The sequence below is a fragment of the Desulfitobacterium nosdiversum genome, assembly GCF_049860565.1.
Classification (GTDB): domain Bacteria; phylum Bacillota; class Desulfitobacteriia; order Desulfitobacteriales; family Desulfitobacteriaceae; genus Desulfitobacterium_A; species Desulfitobacterium_A nosdiversum.
The window spans coordinates 283,665-303,110 of record NZ_CP172056.1 but is presented as its reverse complement, the minus strand read 5'-3'; the positions used below and the strand labels follow the sequence as shown (position 1 = coordinate 303,110).

Here is a 19,446-nt window from a genome sequence, read left to right as displayed (position 1 = left end):
GAATCACATAATATGGTTCCTGCCCCTTTTTTATCCTGATATATCCTGCGAATCTAGCCTACTTTGGCTGTATGCCTTTAAATAGATGAATTAAATAAAGAAAGAATAAAATGAGAGAATAAGAAAGATTGAGAAGAGAGTATGAGAGAGGAGTTCATATGAAGAAGGGAATTATTTTATTAATAATTGCCAATATCCTTTGGGGAGGCAATTACATTTGCGGGCGATTTTTAGGGCCTGCTTTACCGCCGAATCTTTTAAATACGATACGTTGGGCAATTTCCACCGTAATACTTTTCGGAATCTTGCTCCTGAATAAAAAGAAGATTCCAATTTTTGCAATGTGGAAGGAATTTTTAATCCTCGGTTTTTTCGGGATATTTGGTTTTTCAACTTTAAATTACATGGGTTTAAGGTTGATCAGTGCTTCTCAGGCCGGAATGATTTCAGCAGGCACGCCGGTGGCTATACTGATGTTTTCCTTTCTGTTACTTAAAGAGCACATTTCGTTTAAGTCCTGGCTGGGTACTTTTATTTCGTTGGCAGGTGTGATTATCTTATTTCTAGGCAAGCAAGGCAGTGGTGTTGCTTCAGGATCTTGGATCGGAGGTCTTGAAACGATCCTTGCCGGCTGGGCCTGGGCTCTCTATACTGTCTTTGGCAGGAAGTTTGGGAAAAACACGGATCCGCTCATCATGACGGCTGGGGCTGCTTTTTACGGTACGCTTTTCAGTGCGCTGAGCTGTATTGGAACGGTTCGCTTGGATATGATTCATATGACAGGGAGCGCCTGGTTGGCAGTAGCCTATGTCAGTACTTTAGCGTCTGTAGGTGCCTTTTACGCGTGGAATTTGGGAGTTAAAATTCTTGGGGCAAGCAAAGCGGCTCCCTATCTTAACCTTATCCCTGTGTGCACGGTTATTCTAGGCATTTTCCTTTTAAAAGAAGTAATATCAGGAATTTCGCTGCTCGGGGGGATTATCACCATTCTGGGTGCAATTTTGGCGACACAAAGATCTTCTTCGACTTCGGCCACGGTTCAAGCTGAGAACAGTGTAAATCATGTGTGTTCTTCTTCCGGTGTTGCAGAGTAATATAATCATTCGCAAATTGGATCTATTAAATAGAGGAAGCTCGCTTTGTTTTAAGTAAAGTGCCCCCCATGTCAAGGACAATTTAAAAAAAGGGCCTATAAAATCTCTGTGAAACTGCTTAAATGGGTTTTACGGAGGAGATATGCAAGCAAACGCTGGCAGTTATATCACTTCGATATGACTGCCAGCGTTAAATATATCCGCATATCTATAAACATTATGAAAGCTACTGTAAAAAGATTTCGCTCATCAAAGCAAAACTTCAAAAAAGAATACGAGCAGTTAGAAGACTTTTTCGAACAGCTCCGCAGTGATTACTGGTCAGTGAAGAGTTCTCTGGATGAAGCAAATAAAAAAATAGAGTTATTAGAATCACTGTGTCGCATACATGGCATCTCTATTCCGGAAGAAATACCGTTTTGATCTTAATATACCGATGCGAAAGAGCCGTCGTTCCGGAATACAGTGAGCCGCTTGTATGGAAAAATTGAGCCATAGTTCCGGAGACATAGAGCCTTGGTAAATCTATTGAGAAGACATTGCTTAACAGCCTGCTTTATGACTCAAAATAAGACTTGATATGGGGGCGGCGGATGCTACCCTAGATTAAAGGGATGGGGCTTACCCCAAAGGAATACATCATTTGAGCCACAGCCCTCGACCCATTGAAGCATCCGTCGTAGGGTCCCATGTCAAGTCTACCCCAGAGTGGTTTCGCTGTTTCCGAATACTGGCTTCGTAAAACGGAACGGTGGCTCTCACTCGCTGGAACAATCGCTCATAGTGCCCTGTATTAAATCCGATCTACACATGAATAGGATAATTTCCAGTCCGGAGATATTTTTCGTACTGGTTTGGTGACAGCTTGGCTAAATCCCATTGGTAGCGATCATTGTTGTAGTAATCCATATAGTCTTCAATAATGACCGTTAATTCTTCGAATGTATTGCAGCCTTCCAGGTGGATTTCATCTTTCATATGGCCAAAGAAGGACTCCTGAGGCGCGTTGTCCCAACAATTCCCTCGCCTTGACATAGACTGACGCAGTTCTTTGTCCTTGAGCAAGGCCTGGAATGATATGCTGGTATAATCGACTAAAGAAAAGGGATTACTCCCTTTCCCTCGTCTAAGAACCGTACGTGAGAGTTTCCCGCTCATACGGCTCAAGCATTTCTTTACCATTTCTGGCGGCAATCAGTGAGGCTAGTTTCATTTTTCTCTTTGTAAAGTATTCTTCGTCTATAAAGGGATTTTGAGATATCTTTAATTTAGGGTGACGGACGATATCTATCCTTCTTAGATTGATGAGACTGTATTCATCCGTCATGAACAGCCATCTCTTCCCATTCTTTTCGTGCCAATATTTGTTTAGTCGCCACCATTTATTTTTGTTGGGGTGGCGATGTTTTGCCCATTGTTGCAAGAGAAGATAGAGAGTGTTATTGATGTAAGAAAAAGTTTGACTTGCCACGACATGTCTATGATAGTTAGTCCACCCTCTAATGATTTGATTAAGCCTTCGAATTATTTCAGACTGACTCGCCGCTTTGCCTTCTTTCAGAATGATAGTAGCGCATTTCCGTGTCAGGGCTTTGATGGAATTCTTTGATGGTTTGACAATCAATTTTCCTTTAAACTTTCGAAATGTCCAGCCAAGAAAGTCGAAGCCGTCATCTATATGCGTAATCATTGTTTTCTCTTCGGATAGAGTTAGCCCGCGATTTTCTAGGAATTGACTAACAGTTTCTTTCAGTTCTTCTGCTATTTCTTTTGTATTTGCGGTAATGATAAAGTCATCAGCGTATCGCACCAGATTTACTTTGGTTTTGGCCCGATAGTGATTTTCTATTTTACCCTTTGAATTTCGATGGTATTTGTCTTGAATTAACTTTTCAAGACCATCTAACGTTATGTTTGCATATAGGCTTGAGATGGCTCCTCCTTGTGGTGAACCTGTGTTTGTAGGAAATAAGTTGCCCTCGTATATGAACCCTGATTTTAGAAATTGCTTCATTACTTTTTTGTCCATCGGAATATTCTGTTGTAGCCAGCCATGGTTGATGTTGTCAAAACATCCTTTGATGTCTCCTTCTAATATCCATGTCGGAGAACATTGCCTAGCTAGTACGCAAAATATCTGTTCACAGGCATCTTTAGTGCTTCTTCCTTTACGAAAACCAAAAGATGTAGTGTCGCCTGTAGTTTCAGCTACGGGTTCGAGTGCTAGCGCATAGAGTGTTTGCATGGCCCTATCATACATAGTGGGGATTCCCAACGGTCGTTTCTTGTTCTTGCCTTTCTTTTCAATGAAGACTCGCCTAAGGGGTTTTGCTTTGTAGTGTTTATCCGTAAGTGCTAATACAGCCTTCATCTTTGAAGCTGCAGTTGACCATAGTTTTTTGTCTACCCCAGAGGTGTTCTTTCCCTTATTCGAGGTTACTTTCTTTACAGCCTGAGCTTTGGCATAGAATGAGTGTGTTAGTAAGTACTGTAATCTTTTGACTTTGTTTTTGTCGCCCTTCACTGTTGCCTTGGCAATTCTGGTTTGTAGCCTATTAACTTCATTTTGCACCTGCATCCAATCAATGGACTCCCATTGACTGGCAAGTGTGTTTCTGTCTTTTAGTCTCTCGGTTTTATCCGTCGTTGAATTACTAAAATTCATAAGTTTACCTTCCGTCTCTGCCAAGAAATACCATAGGATAAGTCAGCACTCTTTCGAGTTAGGGCAAAGTTTGAACCCCTATCTTCTTTCATTACAAAAGTAGCGTTTGCTTTTTATCCTTTTCTTCTGCCCTCTATGCCGTTTCTTTCCCTTGCGGTTGGATACCTCATTCTTGTGAGGAGCATATAGGGTTTACCAAGTTCCGCATGATACATAATTGTGAAAGCCTTAGGAGCCACCTTTAAACCGGGAGTTCTTCATCCATTCGCATTGGTTTATCAGTTCGCCTTTGCTCGACTCCTTACCATTTTGGTCGAAGCGTTTCAGCCTATTTCGCTTCCTCCAGCGTAACGATTCCTACAGTGATTCACTTTACGTTCTCCATAGCTTTCTTACTCTAGCAGTTATCCCAGCTTTAGGCTACTCGGACTTCCACATTGTCTTGTGAGCTTTCTAACCCAGACGTTACCATCTACGCTAGTCACAATAGAGTTACCCCGAATGGATGGGGTAGCCTTTAGGCAATATATCATGCGACTTCTTGTCGCACATGGCAGCCCTGATCTGAATGGATAATGGTTTCCTTGTTCAAAGAAATTCCGTGTTCTTGGATCAGATGATTGACCGTTTCTAATACAAAGTCCACTTCCAAAGAGTTGCTAACTACATATGCCAACACCTGCTTGGTGCAGGCATCTAAAATTGTTGAGAGATACGCTTTCTGGCTGTTGCGGTAGAACATGTAAGTAATATCTGTTAAAAGTATGGCCCTTGGGCCGTGTTCCTCGAACTCACGGTTAACAAGATTATCGGCTACATTGCTGGTTCTCAAAGCTTTTGCCATACGTCGGTATGGATTTGCTTTCCGAATCGTGCATTTCAGTCCAAACTTTTTCATCAGCCGCGAGATTTTCTTTCGGTTCATACGGATTCCCTGGTGCAGCAGTCGCATGTAGATACCTCGGACTCCTTTGTCATAACCGCGGAACTGGTAAGCCGCCAGAATCACCTCAAAGTCTTTCTTGTCCTGTTCATATTGTGCAGTTCTCACATCTGCAGCCTTCAGCCAACGGTAGTATCCGGAACGGGAAACGCCGGCATATTTGCACAGCCATGTTATGTTCAAAAAGTTATTATCCCGTCGGGTCATTTTTTGGATGATCTTGTATTTTTCTGCTGGCGCCGCTTGGCTTCCCATTGTGCCTTCTTTTCTAAAAAGTTGATTTTTTTTAGAAATTCATTCTCTTGTTTTAAATACTGAACCTGATGCTCTAAGCGAGATATTTTCTCCTCGGACGTCAGGTCTTTTGTTCTTGGACGACCAGTACTATCTTTACGCCGGTCATGAAAATCTTCGTTGTGCGCCTCGTACTTACTAACATTTCCAACAAAACGGTCAATCCGCTTTTTCCCCAACACACGAGGATCAAAACCCATCCCTCGTAAAATAGCAGAAGGCATATTTCCAGCCTTATATTCACGATAGAATCGTTCTTTAAAGTCAACCGAATATGTAATCGATGTTTCACTTACCTTGACTACATATGGATTCTGCCGCAGCATTGCCTGCTGTTCCTCTGTAAAACGATTTGTTCCCATCTTTTCATCCACTCCACATAGTCAGCATAACAAAAAATGCCCCTGTAAAACAGAGTCATAAAAAGTTCGGCATGATGCCTCTTTTTTGCTGTCCATTTTACAGGGTACATTTTTAAGTGAGCTTCCTGTATATATTTATGCCCTGCTATCCCAATGCATGATCATTTAGCTTTAAGCACGACTGAATAAAGGAAACAAGTAATTTAAAGTTATTTTTATCAATCTAATAACAAAATTCCGGGTGCCATTGTACGGCTACAACAAAGCTTTTTTCCGGCATGTAGACGGCCTCGATTAAATCATCCACTGCCTTAGCTGCACAGCGTAATTGCGGTGATAGTTTTTTGATTCCTTGATGATGATAACTGTTTACCATTATGGACTCAGATTTCAAAATATTATAAAACGGAGTTCCCTTTTCAATATTAATGCGATGTATAGGTATGTCATAAGGCGGTTTTTGTGCATGGTTGATTGGGGTATCTGTTTCGAACTGTGATGGAATATCCTGATAAAGTGTACCGCCTAACAAGACATTTACTAATTGAATTCCACGGCAGATTCCCAATACGGGTTTATCAAACTGTAGAGCTTTGTTTAAAAGAATTTCCTCCATATGATCTCGTTCTTTGCATATATTTCCGCAAAATTCTTGAGGATTTTCGCCGTATAGTTGAGGGTCAACATCATGCCCTCCAGTCATTAGAAAACCGTCAAAAGTATGAGCAAGCTGCTCAATTACTTCAATATGAGTTGTCAAAGGAAGCATGACGGGAATTCCGCCGGCTTCTTCAATTCCTTTCATATAACCGGGTAACATCCAGTAACTTTCTTTGTCGTCGTCGTATAAGGGGACGATTCCTATCAATGGTCGTGTCATTTTATTATCCCAGCTCCATCTGCATAAGCGAAAATCACTTTTTTTTTAAATATTATAGACCTGGTTATTCGTAAATTACTAGTCAATTAATATGCATAATTTCCTTTAGTAGAAAAACCAGCAGATTGCTTAAAAATCTGCTGGCTCTGCTATATAGGGGTAAATATCGATTTAATTTCTATGCCCTAAATGGTTAGCCAGAATAAGCAGCTGCATTTGCTCCCTGAATTGTCTGAATGATCGCTTGAGCGAGGGGGTCCTCCTTAACCATTGCTTTGATCTTTTTGCGGGCGTCTCTTCGTTCTTCTTTATCAAAAAGAGTAGATGTTAGGCCACAGGCATGAACTAGGGTGATAAGATGAGCGGTTCGGGGACTTGGGGTTTCTCCGCGGAGAATCACGAGGCGGATTTGATCGCGTATTTCTTTTTTAGGACGGTCATCCAGTAAAGGATAGACTGTTAAATTAAAAAACAAGAAGACTTGACGTTCCTCTTCCTGCAGAAATCCGTTATCGGCAAGGTGTTCTAAACATTCCCGGCGGAGATGCTTAAACATTCCTTTAACCTTTGTTATCCAATGGGCAGGAGAACGAAGACGCTTTGAATTATCAATAAGCTTGAGAAGGGAATCGAGGTGGAGATTGCCGGTTGGGGTACGGTCGGTGATTTCAACAGCCTTTTTGTTAGCCTTTACACGATGAAGAAGCTCTAACTCCATGAGGAGGGCGCCGGCAAGGCAAACGTCAATTTTTGTGGAGGCATTAAAGGAAATTGTTCCTTTTTCCTCGTGGATGCATAGGAGTAATAACTCTTCTAAAAGATTAAGCATGAATATCCGCTCCTCAAGATACTGGATTACTCGATGTTTTGGGACTCCGAATCAATTCCTTCTTCTGACGTGTTCTTTATATTAAGCCGGCCTGTACGACGAACTGCTTCACGGAGCAAAAACTCGATGTGGGCATTGACACTTCTAAATTCATCATTTGCCCATTTCTCTAATGCAGAATATAGCTTAGGATCGAGACGCAGAGCAAATTGTTTCTTGCCCATTCTGTATCAACACCTGTCTAAGTCTAAGTTTCGAAAGGATAAGCAATGTTTTAGTAAAGTGAGCCCGTGTTGATAACAGGCTGAGCTGAACGGTCAGAAACAATTGCGACGAGCAGGTTGTTTATCATAGCAGCCTTGCGCTCTTCATCAAGATTAACGACATTTTCCTTTTCAAGACGTTCAATGGCCATTTGCACCATGCCCATTGCTCCATCGACAATAATTTGCCGGGCGGCAAGGATAGCACTCGCTTGTTGGCGCTGCAGCATCGATCCTGCTATTTCTGTGGAATAGGCTAAATGAGTCAAACGCGCTTCCGAAACCTCCACACCTGCGAGTGAAAGCCGTTGTTGAAGTTCTTGAGCCAGCTCTTGAGCAACCTCCTCGCCGTTGCCACGCAAGGAATAGCCTGTTATTCCTGTATCAAAGGTATCATAGGGATACTGGCTGGCGACATGACGAAGAGCGGTTTCACTTTGAATTTCAACGAATTGTTCATATTTATCGACATCAAAAATAGCTTTAGCGGTATCAACGACTCGGAATACAACAACAGCAGCAATTTCTACCGGATTACCTTCCGTATCATTGACCTTTAGGGTTTTGCTGTTAAAGTTGCGGACTCTGAGAGATACTGCTTTACGCATAGAGAAGGGAAGAGTAAACCAAAATCCGGGTTCGCGGATCGTACCGATATAGCTGCCAAAAAACGTAACAGCGTAGGCTTTGTTAGGCTGAACGACCTGGATTCCTGTTAATAGAATAATGCCTAGGAGCAATAAGGCGATGCTAAAAAGATTGAGTTTTGCAATTAGGACTGCTCCTGTTCCCAGTAAAGCAAGGATCAAAATGAGGATAAAATAGCCGTTGAGAGTCCATGCTTTTGTTTCTTTCGTAGTAATAACCCCCTTTAGTTGTTTAAACTTAAGATCAATATGATACTAATATGATATCACTGTATATAATATATGTAAACAGTTTAAATCTATAAATATGGAAATTTGTATTTGCTGATGGGTGAAAAAAAACCTCCCGGCTGAAGGGCAGGAGGTACATAATTATAGCGTTAATTATTGGTATCAGTAGGTGGGGTTTCGGGTTCATCCTCTAAGGGAGGATCTTGATTTTCCGGTGGGGAAGTAAGAGGAGTTTGTGATGATGAAGCCTCTGAGGATGAAGGGAAATCTGGAGCAGATGGAGAAATAGAAGAAGGAATGGAATTTGTGTTATGCTGATTTTGTTCTTCCTCCAGAGATAGGATCCAAACAATAGGAAGAATTGCTGTAAAGGGTCCGACAATCAGGGCTGTAAAAATACCGAGCGCCTGCGAGGCTTGATTGATAAGTGAGAGAAGGACTTGAATTCCAATCAGGGTAATGAAAAGCAGCCATAAGGAACCCATGTTTTGCCGATAAAAATCCCAGCTGCTGCTCAGGGAGCGTGTAAAGCTGAGTTCGCGATGATTAAGCATATAAAAGGCAGAGGTAGAAAGCCAGGGTGCTAAAAAGATGCCGAGTGCAATTAAAGATAGAACATAGAGAACCGCAAAGAATGGGAGAAGGTACGTCATTCTCTTAAGCGCAAGGGCGCCGATAATTCCAGCAACGATTAATAATAAGCTGACTAGGGTCAAAATTCCGTACCAGCCTAAAGTGCGAGGGATTCCTGAAAAGCGAAAATCACGAAAAGATACTTTTTCATGGAATCCCTTTTGGGTAAGATTGAACATTCCGGTGATGAATGCGGAAGATACAATCCAGGCAAGAAAGAAGAGGATTATAAGGATAAGGAATATATAAGGAGCTTGATCTGAGTAAGGGGATATACTATGACCAAAGGGAGATGAACCGCTTGAAAAGCCGCGACCAGGGGGCATCGGTACGTTAGGGTTGAGAAAGGGGCTGGAGAGGGTTCCTTTTAAGCGGATTATAGGTGCTAAAAAGGGTATAGATCCGGCAAGGACTAATCCGACTCCAACGAAAGCGAAGATGAAATACCAAATGTATAACGGGAGGGCTGTACGTTTAAAGGTTTCGAGGGCAAGCTTGATTCGATCTGACCAGCGCAAGAAGAATTCCTCCTTTTCTTTTATGAAGTTTTGATTTTAAATGTTTAACGAGGCATCTCCATATACTTATAAGTTTTTTCCTTGAATATTCATTTCTTTTTTAAAAGCTTATATTTCGCTATGTGGCATTATACAGAAGAATCTTGAATAAATAGGGACAAACCTATTGAATTATTATGCATATATAAGTATAATAATTCAGTATTAATAAAAAGGAGGGTAATCAAAATGGCTGTATTAAATAAAGAAGGATTTCAAGGACGGGATTATATTACCCTTAAGGATTATACGTCAGATGAGATTCTATATATGTTAAAAGTCGCGAAGGAATTGAAAGAGGAAACGAAAGCGGGAGTTCCTCATCCGATTCTTCAAGGAAAGAATTTAGCCATGATTTTTACGAAATCCTCGACACGAACTCGGGTTTCGTTTGAGGTTGGAATGCTGCAGCTTGGAGGACATGCCCTATTTCTAAGCAATCGTGATATTCAAATTGGCCGTGGCGAACCGATCAAAGATACGGCTCGTGTCCTTTCACGGATGGTTGACGGGATCATGATTCGGACACACAGCCATCAGGATGTTATTGATTTAGCAGAGTATTCCGATGTGCCTGTTATCAATGGGCTGACCGACCTTTTCCATCCTACGCAGGTTCTAGCTGATTTGTTGACGATTCAAGAGCATAAACAGCGTTTAGCAGGCTTAAAACTAAGCTTTATCGGGGATGGAAACAACATGGCTCATTCCTTAATGAATATTGCGAAGCTTGGTCTGCATATTGTCATTGCCAGCCCAGCCGGTTATCGTCCGGATCCTGAGGTTTTTGCCCAAGCTCAGGCTGCTGCCCAAAAGGGCGGAGGCTTGATTGAAATTGTTGAGGACCCTATTGCTGCAGCTAAGGATGCGGATGTTCTCTATACGGATGTTTGGGCGAGTATGGGTCAGGAAGAAGAAGCGGCCGTTCGGGCAAAAGCATTTGTTGGATATCAAATCAATGATCAGTCGCTTAAAGCGGCACATAAGGATGCTATTGTTATGCATTGTCTGCCGGCGCACCGTGGAGAAGAAATTACGGAAGACGTACTTGAAGGACCGCAGTCCGTGGTATTTGATGAGGCTGAAAACCGTCTCCATGCCCATAAAGCAATTTTAGCCTTACTCATGTAATGCTTCTCATTTCCGGGATTGTATATTGACTTGAGAATAGGTATATTAGTAGCAGAAGTAAAAAGGTATATATGTGCCTGAAAACGATGAGGAAGGAAGAAATCTTAATGAAAAAGGTTGTTCTTGCATATTCCGGTGGATTGGATACGTCAATTATTATTCCCTGGCTTAAAGAAAACTATGGCTATGAAGTTATCGCGATGGCTGCTGATCTTGGACAGGGAGAAGAACTCGAACCCCTGAATGAAAAAGCCATTAAAAGCGGAGCGAGCAAACTTTATATAGAAGACTTGCAGGAAGAATTTATTACCGATTTCATTTACCCAACGTTAAAAGCGGGTGCGGTTTATGAAGGGAAATATCTGCTCGGTACTTCCTTTGCCCGTCCCCTTATCGCCCGCCGCCTTGTTGAAATTGCAGAAAAAGAAGGTGCAGTTGCCATTGCCCATGGCGCGACAGGGAAAGGAAATGACCAAGTCCGTTTTGAACTCAGTGTGAAGGCGCTGAATCCGAATATTGAAATTATTGCCCCTTGGCGGATTTGGGATATCAAATCCCGTGAAGATGCGATTGATTATGCGCAAAAGCGGGGAATTCCGGTTCCGGTTACGAAGGATCGTCCCTACAGCATGGACCGCAATCTCTGGCACTTAAGCCACGAGGGCGGAGATCTCGAGGATCCGTGGAATGAGCCTAAAAAAGATCTCTATCTTTTAGGCGTTTCTCCTGAAGAAGCTCCGGACAAGCCGGAGTATCTTGAATTAGAGTTTGTCGAAGGGATTCCGGTCAGCTTAAACGGGAAAAAACTCCCGCCGGTTAAGTTCATTGAAGCTTTAAATGTTCTGGGCGGGAAGCATGGAATCGGCATCGTTGACATGGTGGAAAACCGCCTGGTTGGGATGAAATCCCGCGGTGTATATGAAACCCCCGGCGGAACCATTCTTTATACCGCCCATCAAGCTTTGGAGCATTTGACCTTAGATCGCTTAACCCTTCATTACAAAGAACAAATTGCTCTAAAATATGCTGAACTCGTTTATGACGGCGTTTGGTATTCACCGCTCCGTGAAGCTTTAGATGCTTTTGTTAATGTGACCCAGAAGAATGTGACTGGAACCGTTCGCCTGAAGCTTTACAAAGGAAATTGCAGTTTAGCAGGAACGAAATCTCCGTATTCCCTTTATAATGAAGAGTTTGCTACCTTCGGACGTGACGGAGTTTATAATCAGAAGGATGCTGAAGGGTTTATAAACTTGTTTGGGCTTCCTTTAAAAGTTAGAGCCTTAATGGAGAAGAAATCAGGACTGAAAAAATAGCGGATGAAAAATAGCGGATATTACAAACTCTAGATGGATGAAAACAAGCGCCCCATACGGGCGCTTTCACTTATCTTTAGAATAATCAAATTTTTTTGCACACAACCTAAGAAAAGAGTAAAATAGGAACAAAGTTTGACCAGAAAGAAAGGATGAATTCCCAGTGAAATTATGGGGTGGACGCTTTGAAAAAACTACAGATGCATTAGTTGAGGATTTTCATTCTTCTATTTCCTTCGATCAACGGCTGTATAAGCAAGATATCCAAGGCAGTATTGCCCATGCCCGAATGCTTGGACAGGTTGGGGTGATCTCTTCAGCTGAAGCAAAGCAAATTATTGACGGCCTGCAGGATATACTGAAGGATATCCAAACAGGTAAGGTTGAATTTGAGGTGGGTGCTGAAGACATTCACATGAACATCGAGAAACTCCTCACCGAGCGAATTGGTGTCGTTGGGAAAAAGGTACATACCGGAAGAAGCCGCAATGACCAAGTTGCCCTAGATTTACGCCTCTTTTTAAGAGCCGAGATTGACAAAACAAAAGATCTCATGGCGAAGTTGATCAATACTTTTCTCGATCTCGCCCAAGAGCACCGGGAAACCTGGATGCCGGGTTATACACATCTTCAAAAAGCACAGCCGATCACTTTTTCGCATCACTTGCTTGCTTATGTGCAAATGTTTTTGCGGGATATGGGCAGACTTAACGATACCCGTAAACGGCTTAATTTTTCTCCATTAGGCTCTGGGGCTATGGCAGGAACAACCTTTCCTTTGGATCGTGAAGCAGTTGCTCAGGAATTGGGATTTGACGGAGTTACCTTAAATAGTTTGGATGGAGTGAGCGACCGAGACTTTGCTATCGAATTCTTAAGTTCAGTTTCAATTGGGATGATGCATCTTAGCCGGCTTTGTGAGGAACTCGTTCTGTGGTCAAGCGGAGAGTTTCAATTTGTCAATATGGATGATGGATATTCGACGGGATCCAGTATTATGCCTCAGAAGAAGAATCCTGATGTCGCCGAACTGGTGAGAGGAAAAACCGGTCGAGTCTATGGGGATCTCATTGCGCTCTTAACCATGATGAAAGGCCTGCCTCTTGCTTATAATAAGGATATGCAAGAGGATAAGGAGCAAGTCTTTGATGCAATCGATACGATTCAAAAGTCCTTGTTGGTCGTTGAACCGATGCTGCGGACGATGAAGGTCAATCGGGAGGTCATGGCAAAGGGAGCTAAAGGCGGATTTACCAATGCGACCGATTTAGCCGATTATTTGGCAAAGAAGAATGTACCTTTCCGCGAGGCTCATGAAATTGTGGGAAGACTCGTTCTTTACTGTACGAAAAAAGGCTGCGGTCTTGAAGATTTAAAACTTGAGGAGTTTCAAGAGTTTTCAGAAGTATTTTCAGAAGATTTATTTGAGCGTATCGGAATTGAGTATTGTGTGCGGGAACGTAAATTAACGGGAGGTCCTGCTCCGGAGACTGTTTTACGGGCAATTGAACTTTCTAAACAAGAACTCAAGAGAGTTTTAGAAGAGTAGGTAATCATTTAAGTAAGTCTATTATTGTAATAATTCTAGATATTAGCAGAGATTAGAGAGAAAATGTCGAAAAAAGTTGGTCTGTATAAAATTTTACAAGGCAATACGGGTAAGAGGTATAATCAAGTCGGGAAACCGTTGTTAATTCAGAGGTACAAGCTAAGTTATACACAAAAATCATATACAACCTGTGAATAATGTGGATAACTTTGTGGACTGTTCGGTATAACTATGGTATAACTTAAAAATTAACGAGGATAAACAGGGGATAACCTTTAAAAACTGTGTATAACTTGAGTCAAAGGATCAATGGACATTACATGTTTCGACAAAAAGAGGGCACTTGCTTTTCATGGGATCAATTAGAGCCCATTGAAACTTAAGGTGGGAGGATTAGCATGAAAGATCTAGAGCTATTGACCGACTTATATCAATTAACGATGATGCAGGGATATTTACAACATGGTTATGAGGAAAAGGGAGCAGTTTTTGACATATACTTTCGGAATATCCCCAATGGAGGGGGCTATGCAATTGCAGCGGGTTTAGAGCAGGTCATTGAGTATATTGAAAACCTGCGCTTTACAGAAGAAGATATTGAATATCTCCGAGGACTGCATATGTTTAATGAGACCTTCCTAAAGGCTCTCAAGGACTTTCGTTTCATGGGAGATATTGATGCGGTTCCAGAAGGAACGCCAGTCTTTCCTTATGAGCCTTTGCTTCGGGTAAAAGCTAGAATTTTTGAAGCTCAGCTCGTGGAGACAGCACTCTTAAATTTAATTAACTTTGAAACTTTGATTGCCACCAAGGCTTTTCGCGTAGTAACAGCGACAGGTGGAGGCCCTGTTGCGGAATTTGGTCTTCGCAGGGCACAGGGACCTGATGCAGGTACTCTTGGAGCTCGAGCTGCGTTTATTGGAGGCTGTCAATCCACTTCTAACGTTCTTGCAGGTCAAAGATTTGGGGTCCCTGTTTCCGGAACGCAAGCTCATAGCTGGATTCAGTGTTTCCCCAGCGAAATCGATGCTTTTCGGGCTTATGCTCAGACTTTCCCGGATGAATGTCTGTTACTTGTGGATACCTATAATGTTTTGAAGTCGGGTGTACCCAATGCTATTCAAGTCGGTCTGGAGCTCGAGGCTCAAGGTCATCATTTTCTGGGTATTCGCATTGACAGCGGAGACTTGACATATCTTTCCCGCGAAGCCAGGAAGATGTTGGATGCGGCTGGGCTTTATCATGCAAAAATTGTGGGCTCAAATGATCTGGATGAGCATACGATTTGGGCGATACGTGCTCAAGGAGCTCCTATTGATGCCTGGGGAGTGGGAACTCATTTAATTACCTCCAAGGATACTCCTGCGCTCGGCGGAGTTTACAAGCTCTGTGCTGAGGAAGAAAATGGGGTTTACGAACCTCGTTTAAAGGTATCTGAAAATGTAACGAAGATAACGAATCCCGGAATCAAGAAAATTGTGCGTTTCTTTGACAAAGCGGGCAAGGCTATGGCAGATTTAATTGCACTTGAAGACGAGAATTTTGTAGAACCGCTAACCATTTTTGATCCCGTACAAACGTGGAAAAAGAAAGTCTTAACTGACTTTACAACAAGAGACCTTATGAAGCCGATTTTTCGGAAAGGAATCAAGGTCTATGATCTTCCGAGCCTGCAAGAAATCCAAGCATATGCGAAGGAAGAAATGGATACGTTATGGGATGAAGTTAAACGTTTAATCAATCCACACCGTTATATTGTAGATTTATCTCCCAAACTTTATAATTTAAAGCAAGATCTTCTACAGCGAATCAGTGAACAAGTGAATGAAGTGAAGGCGTCTCCTAAAATAAAATAAGAATTAAGGAGGTATTTTACTATGTGGTCTGATAGTGAATTGGAGAGCCGAATTCAAACGGCGGTAGAATGGCTGCGTGAGCAAGCCGCAAAAGCTGGGGTAAAAGGATTAGTTGTTGGAATTTCTGGAGGAGTAGATTCTGCGGTGGTCTCTGGGCTTTGTAAAAGAGCCTTTCCCGAAAATTCCGTAGGAGTGATTATGCCCTCACATTCGAATCCTGTAGACCGTGAAGATGCTTTACTTATTGCTGAAACCCATGGTTTAAAAGTGGTCGAAGTGGATTTAGGGGAAGTACACCAGGGGATTCTCGAAAGGGTTCGAAAAGGTTTAAACGAACAGGGCTTAACGTTTGAAGAACGGTTAAGTCAAGGCAATTTGAAAGCTCGGCTGAGAATGTCAACGCTCTATACAGTTGCTAACGCTTTAAATTATTTAGTGGTGGGTACCGATAATGCCCCCGAAAGCTATACCGGGTATTTTACGAAGTATGGCGACGGCGGTGTGGATCTTTTGCCCATTTCTACATTAACTAAGACAGAAGTACGGGCTTGGGCTGCAAAACTTGGACTTCCGGATAAAATCGTCAATCGTGTCCCAACGGCAGGATTATGGCCGGGTCAAACGGATGAGAGTGAAATGGGAATTACCTATGATCTTATCGACCGTTATTTGCTTGGGGAAGAGATCCCTGCCGAGAGCGTTGGAAAAATCGAAAAGCTCCATCGTCAAAGCGAGCATAAACGCCAGCTTCCTCCTGTCTTAGAACTTCCGAAACTTGCTCAATTGTAGAAAAAGAGAGAGGCTGTAAAACATTGCGAATCGGTGTAGATATTGATGGAGTCACTTCCGACAGCTATACAGTATGGCTCGGAGAACTCAATCGATACTATGGTAAGAATATCGAGGTTTTAGAAGACTATCACTTGGAACTTGTTTATGATGTACCTTGGGATGACATGAATCAATTTTTCGTTGAGAACGTGGAAAGGCTTTTCATGCTTCCTCCACCGATGAAAGGCGCTAAACAGGGTATCGAAACACTCTTAGCCAAAGGGCATGAAGTGATCTATGTGACAGCACGTTCACCGGAAGAGAAAGATGTCACTCTTCGGTGGATGGATAAATATGAGATTCCGTACGAGAATATTATATTTGCTGGAATGAAAAACAAGGTTGACCTGGTTAAAGAGTGGCAGCTTGAGCTTTTTATTGAGGATTATGCGGGAAACGCTGAAGCCATTGCCAAATCAGGGATTCAAGTTTTGCTGCTGGATTCTACTTATAATCAAGGAGAACTTCCGACAGGGGTTACCCGTTGCCGAAATTGGATGCAAATTATTAAGCAAATTGAAAAGATGAAGTTATAAAAAGAGCCCCTCTCCCTTGTATAAAATTTACAAGGGATAGCGGCTTTCTTGATTTGGAGTATATTAAAAAGGTTCTTCTTTAGTAGAATTAGCTATGATTATTACCCTTTCTTTTATCTATAAGATGCTGCAGAGCAACGATAGGATGGTGAAAGATCATCCGAGGACCTGAATAACGCATCACTGAGATAATCTTATCCCGCCGCTCTTTTTTATAACAGTGAACTGAACAATCCCCGCAAACCGTTTTATTTTCTCCGAATTTACAGTGGTCAAGGCGTTGATGGGCATAATGGAGAAGCCCTTGACAATTGTCGCAAAGTTTCGCTTGGGGACAGTGCTTATGTTGACAATAGAGCTGAATCATCAGGGCTACAGTTTGTTTTTCACGTTCAATCCTGGAATGCTGCTTCATCTTAATTCCTCTGTATTGCAACTCGAGGTAAAAAGAGAGCCTTTGAGGCTCCCTTGACTTACAGTGATGGATTAACCTGCATTTTAAAAACCGTGATGCATATGATGATAACGATGATGCCAGAAAGGGCTCCAGAATATAGGCATAAACCATCTATGATGCCATCCATAATGCCAGCCGCGATGCCATCCCCACATTGAAATGACCTCCTCTATACCCATTGCCTATTATTTTGATCTAATAGTAAAATATGGTAATTAGAGGAAACTGTGCTTTTATCAACCGACGAGGCTTTGACCAACTTTGTAGATATCACCCGCTCCAAGGGTAAGAACTAAATCTTTTGGAGTTAGAGTATCGGCCAGGTAGTCATGAATTTCATCCAAAGAATTGATGAACCGGGCGTTAACTCCCTGACCTTGCATGAGTTCGGCAAGAGCAGAAGCAGAAATGGTATTCAGGTTTGTCTCCCGAGCAGAGGCGAAGATTTCAGCAACGACAACTTCATCAGCGACAGTAAATGCATGAGAGAACTCGTCAAGCAATTTTTCCGTACGGCTGAATGTATGAGGCTGAAAGATGGCCCGAATTCGGCGATCAGGGAAAGAAAGCCGTGCCCCTTCAAGTGTAGAACGGATTTCTGTCGGATGGTGAGCATAATCGTCGACGATTAAAGCTCCGCCGTTCATTCCAATATGTTCGAAACGGCGTTTTGTTCCGTTAAACTGACTTAAGCTGGCAAGAATTTGTTTGGCAGGGATACCAAGTTCCAAACATAAAGCAATGGCTGCTAAAGCATTTAAGATATTATGTTTACCTGCAACATGAAGGTTCAACTCACCGAGATACTTGCCAAAGGCAAAGATTTTCATAGAACTGCCTTCATCATGAAAATGAATTTCCTTAGCTTGAATATCCGCTTCCTCTGATAAGCCAAAGGTGGTTATTGGGGCTTGGCTTTGAATGAATTTGCGGTTTGGATCCTCAGCCCAAATAAACACTCGGCCTGCAGCAGGCACCTTTTGAGCAAGTTCAGCGAATGCGGAAATTACATCCTCTATATCCTTAAAGTAATCAGGATGATCGAATTCAATATTTGTAATAATTAAGTATTGCGGAGAATAATTAAGAAAGTGCCGACGGTATTCACAGGATTCAGCGAGGAAATATTCTCCTTTTCCGGAATAAGCATTACCGCCAATGCTGGGAACATCACTTCCGACTACGATGGTTGGATCAATCCCTGCTTGGAGGAGAGTAAGACCGGCCATAGCTGTTGTTGTAGTCTTACCATGGGTACCAGATACTGCAATACCTCTTTTTTTGGACATAAGTCGTCCTAAATATTGGGGATAAGTTAAAACGGGAATATTTAATTCACGGGCCCGAGCAATCTCGGGTTGATCCTCTCCGTAGGCGGCTGAGGCGACAACTAGGTTAGAATTTTCAACGTTGTGTGCATTAAAATCTAAGACAGGTATGTGGGCGCGTTCTAAAACCGCGTCGGTAAAAAAACGTTCAGAAACATCGGACCCTGTTATAATTGCATCTTCAACATGAGCACTCACTTGTGCTAAAGCACTCATACCTGTTCCTTTAACTCCAACAAAATGAATATGTAATGGCAATGCCCATCTTCCCTTCAAATTTGAATCTACATTTCATTATACCCAATATCAAACGAAAAGGTATCATTTTATCTTTGAAATTTTTGTACTTATGGATAAAAATTTGAGAAATTCTTATTTAACAATAAGAATTGGGTTAAATCATTTGAATAATAAATTAAACCATTAGTTATATACGAAAGAAAATTAGAATTTGAGGGGGTCCGTCATAAATATTTTTAACCCAAAACGAGAGACGAAGTTGAGCATGGCCCAACCCCGTCTCTCGTTTTGGGTAACGAAGTAGACTTCATTTGAATTCCTGCGTCCAGGAATTCAAATTACGCAATGTCAGGGTTTTGGGTGCGACTTATCATCCTGACTATGTCAAAATACCATTTATCATGTCGAACATCAAGAAGTAATTTTATGTTGCACAGGAAAATATACCCTGATAACGCGGTTTTTCTAGGTTATTTGCCGTTTTTGCGTATAAATTCAGTTTCACCATTTGGATCTTGTACTTTTTCCTTTTGGAGTTGGTGTTTTTTCAAAAGCTGATCAAGAATAAATGTTAAAGTTAAAGCAATGAGAAGAGTAGGGAGAGATGGATTGGGATAACGTTGCAAAAGAAAGTAGCCGGCAACGATGAAAACGAAAGCAAAAAAGCTCCAAATAATAACACGGTGTCGATCAATTTTCATAAAAAGTCTATCCTTCCTCTTATTAAATGGATAAAGGATTAAAGTTTCAGATGAATCTTATTGGATGGTAAATCTAATTCGCTAAACAGGGAGAAAATTCCTT

At 41.9% G+C, this 19,446-nt stretch carries 19 protein-coding genes and 1 pseudogene; 8 read left to right on the top strand and 12 right to left on the bottom strand.

Going from position 1 to position 19,446, the window contains the following annotated elements:
• The first annotated feature begins 158 nt into the window (after positions 1–158).
• Both ACHOLT_RS01525 and ACHOLT_RS01520 read left to right on the top strand, forming a co-directional pair.
• On the top strand, positions 159–1,094 hold the full coding sequence (locus tag ACHOLT_RS01525) for a DMT family transporter (protein ID WP_425805312.1): 936 nt from the start codon (positions 159–161) through the stop codon (positions 1,092–1,094).
• Between the two features lie 219 nt (positions 1,095–1,313).
• Positions 1,314–1,517, top strand: coding sequence for a hypothetical protein (locus ACHOLT_RS01520; protein WP_425802487.1), 204 nt, complete (start codon positions 1,314–1,316; stop codon positions 1,515–1,517).
• A gap of 381 nt (positions 1,518–1,898) precedes the next feature.
• Here ACHOLT_RS01520 and ACHOLT_RS01515 read toward each other — a convergent pair.
• From ACHOLT_RS01515 to ACHOLT_RS01475, 9 genes and pseudogenes are all read right to left on the bottom strand, one after another.
• Positions 1,899–2,183, bottom strand: a pseudogene (locus ACHOLT_RS01515) (IS3 family transposase); the annotation flags it as partial.
• A 37-nt stretch (positions 2,184–2,220) separates the two neighbouring features.
• Positions 2,221–3,759: a group II intron reverse transcriptase/maturase gene (ltrA, locus tag ACHOLT_RS01510; protein WP_425802489.1), complete on the bottom strand. Its 1,539-nt coding sequence runs from the start codon at positions 3,757–3,759 to the stop codon at positions 2,221–2,223.
• Positions 3,760–4,288: 529 nt separating this feature from the next.
• Positions 4,289–4,957 carry an IS3 family transposase gene (locus tag ACHOLT_RS01505; RefSeq protein ID WP_425802491.1) on the bottom strand — a complete coding sequence of 223 codons (669 nt, stop codon included), beginning with the start codon at positions 4,955–4,957 and terminating at the stop codon, positions 4,289–4,291.
• On the bottom strand, positions 4,906–5,370 hold the full coding sequence (locus ACHOLT_RS01500; protein ID WP_425802494.1) for an HTH domain-containing protein: 465 nt from the start codon (positions 5,368–5,370) through the stop codon (positions 4,906–4,908). Before ACHOLT_RS01500 ends, ACHOLT_RS01505 begins: the two co-directional genes overlap by 52 nt.
• Before the next feature lie 211 nt (positions 5,371–5,581).
• Positions 5,582–6,238 (bottom strand): gamma-glutamyl-gamma-aminobutyrate hydrolase family protein, encoded by a 657-nt coding sequence (locus tag ACHOLT_RS01495; RefSeq protein ID WP_425805311.1) that lies wholly within the window; start codon positions 6,236–6,238, stop codon positions 5,582–5,584.
• 193 nt (positions 6,239–6,431) lie between these two features.
• On the bottom strand, positions 6,432–7,067 hold the full coding sequence (locus tag ACHOLT_RS01490; protein WP_425805309.1) for a GOLPH3/VPS74 family protein: 636 nt from the start codon (positions 7,065–7,067) through the stop codon (positions 6,432–6,434).
• A gap of 26 nt (positions 7,068–7,093) precedes the next feature.
• The gene (locus tag ACHOLT_RS01485; RefSeq protein WP_425805307.1) at positions 7,094–7,291 is read right to left on the bottom strand and encodes a hypothetical protein; all 198 of its coding nucleotides are present in this window, start codon (positions 7,289–7,291) and stop codon (positions 7,094–7,096) included.
• A 50-nt stretch (positions 7,292–7,341) separates the two neighbouring features.
• Positions 7,342–8,193, bottom strand: coding sequence for an SPFH domain-containing protein (locus tag ACHOLT_RS01480; RefSeq protein ID WP_425807843.1), 852 nt, complete (start codon positions 8,191–8,193; stop codon positions 7,342–7,344).
• A 164-nt stretch (positions 8,194–8,357) separates the two neighbouring features.
• Positions 8,358–9,359 carry a zinc ribbon domain-containing protein gene (locus ACHOLT_RS01475; RefSeq protein ID WP_425805305.1) on the bottom strand — a complete coding sequence of 334 codons (1,002 nt, stop codon included), beginning with the start codon at positions 9,357–9,359 and terminating at the stop codon, positions 8,358–8,360.
• A 228-nt stretch (positions 9,360–9,587) separates the two neighbouring features.
• On the opposite strand from ACHOLT_RS01475, the gene argF reads away from it, so the two are divergent.
• From argF to ACHOLT_RS01445, 6 genes are all read left to right on the top strand, one after another.
• Positions 9,588–10,529 (top strand): ornithine carbamoyltransferase, encoded by a 942-nt coding sequence (gene argF, locus ACHOLT_RS01470; protein WP_425805303.1) that lies wholly within the window; start codon positions 9,588–9,590, stop codon positions 10,527–10,529.
• A gap of 107 nt (positions 10,530–10,636) precedes the next feature.
• Entirely contained in the window at positions 10,637–11,845 is a 1,209-nt protein-coding gene (locus ACHOLT_RS01465) for an argininosuccinate synthase (protein ID WP_425805302.1), read from the top strand.
• Positions 11,846–12,008: 163 nt separating this feature from the next.
• Complete coding sequence (gene argH / locus ACHOLT_RS01460; RefSeq protein ID WP_425805301.1) at positions 12,009–13,394, top strand: argininosuccinate lyase; 1,386 nt, start codon at positions 12,009–12,011, stop codon at positions 13,392–13,394.
• Between the two features lie 398 nt (positions 13,395–13,792).
• Positions 13,793–15,250 carry a nicotinate phosphoribosyltransferase gene (locus ACHOLT_RS01455; RefSeq protein ID WP_425805299.1) on the top strand — a complete coding sequence of 486 codons (1,458 nt, stop codon included), beginning with the start codon at positions 13,793–13,795 and terminating at the stop codon, positions 15,248–15,250.
• 21 nt (positions 15,251–15,271) lie between these two features.
• Positions 15,272–16,039, top strand: a complete 768-nt coding sequence (gene nadE, locus ACHOLT_RS01450) for an NAD(+) synthase (RefSeq protein WP_425805298.1) — start codon at positions 15,272–15,274, stop codon at positions 16,037–16,039.
• Positions 16,040–16,062: 23 nt separating this feature from the next.
• On the top strand, positions 16,063–16,617 hold the full coding sequence (locus tag ACHOLT_RS01445) for a 5' nucleotidase, NT5C type (RefSeq protein WP_425805297.1): 555 nt from the start codon (positions 16,063–16,065) through the stop codon (positions 16,615–16,617).
• An 88-nt stretch (positions 16,618–16,705) separates the two neighbouring features.
• Here ACHOLT_RS01445 and ACHOLT_RS01440 read toward each other — a convergent pair whose 3' ends face one another.
• From ACHOLT_RS01440 to ACHOLT_RS01430, 3 genes are all read right to left on the bottom strand, one after another.
• Positions 16,706–17,032 carry a nitrous oxide-stimulated promoter family protein gene (locus ACHOLT_RS01440; protein ID WP_425805296.1) on the bottom strand — a complete coding sequence of 109 codons (327 nt, stop codon included), beginning with the start codon at positions 17,030–17,032 and terminating at the stop codon, positions 16,706–16,708.
• 278 nt (positions 17,033–17,310) lie between these two features.
• Positions 17,311–18,660, bottom strand: coding sequence for a UDP-N-acetylmuramate--L-alanine ligase (murC, locus tag ACHOLT_RS01435; RefSeq protein ID WP_425805295.1), 1,350 nt, complete (start codon positions 18,658–18,660; stop codon positions 17,311–17,313).
• A 452-nt stretch (positions 18,661–19,112) separates the two neighbouring features.
• The gene (locus ACHOLT_RS01430; protein WP_425805293.1) at positions 19,113–19,343 is read right to left on the bottom strand and encodes a hypothetical protein; all 231 of its coding nucleotides are present in this window, start codon (positions 19,341–19,343) and stop codon (positions 19,113–19,115) included.
• Between the last annotated feature and the right edge of the window lie 103 nt (positions 19,344–19,446).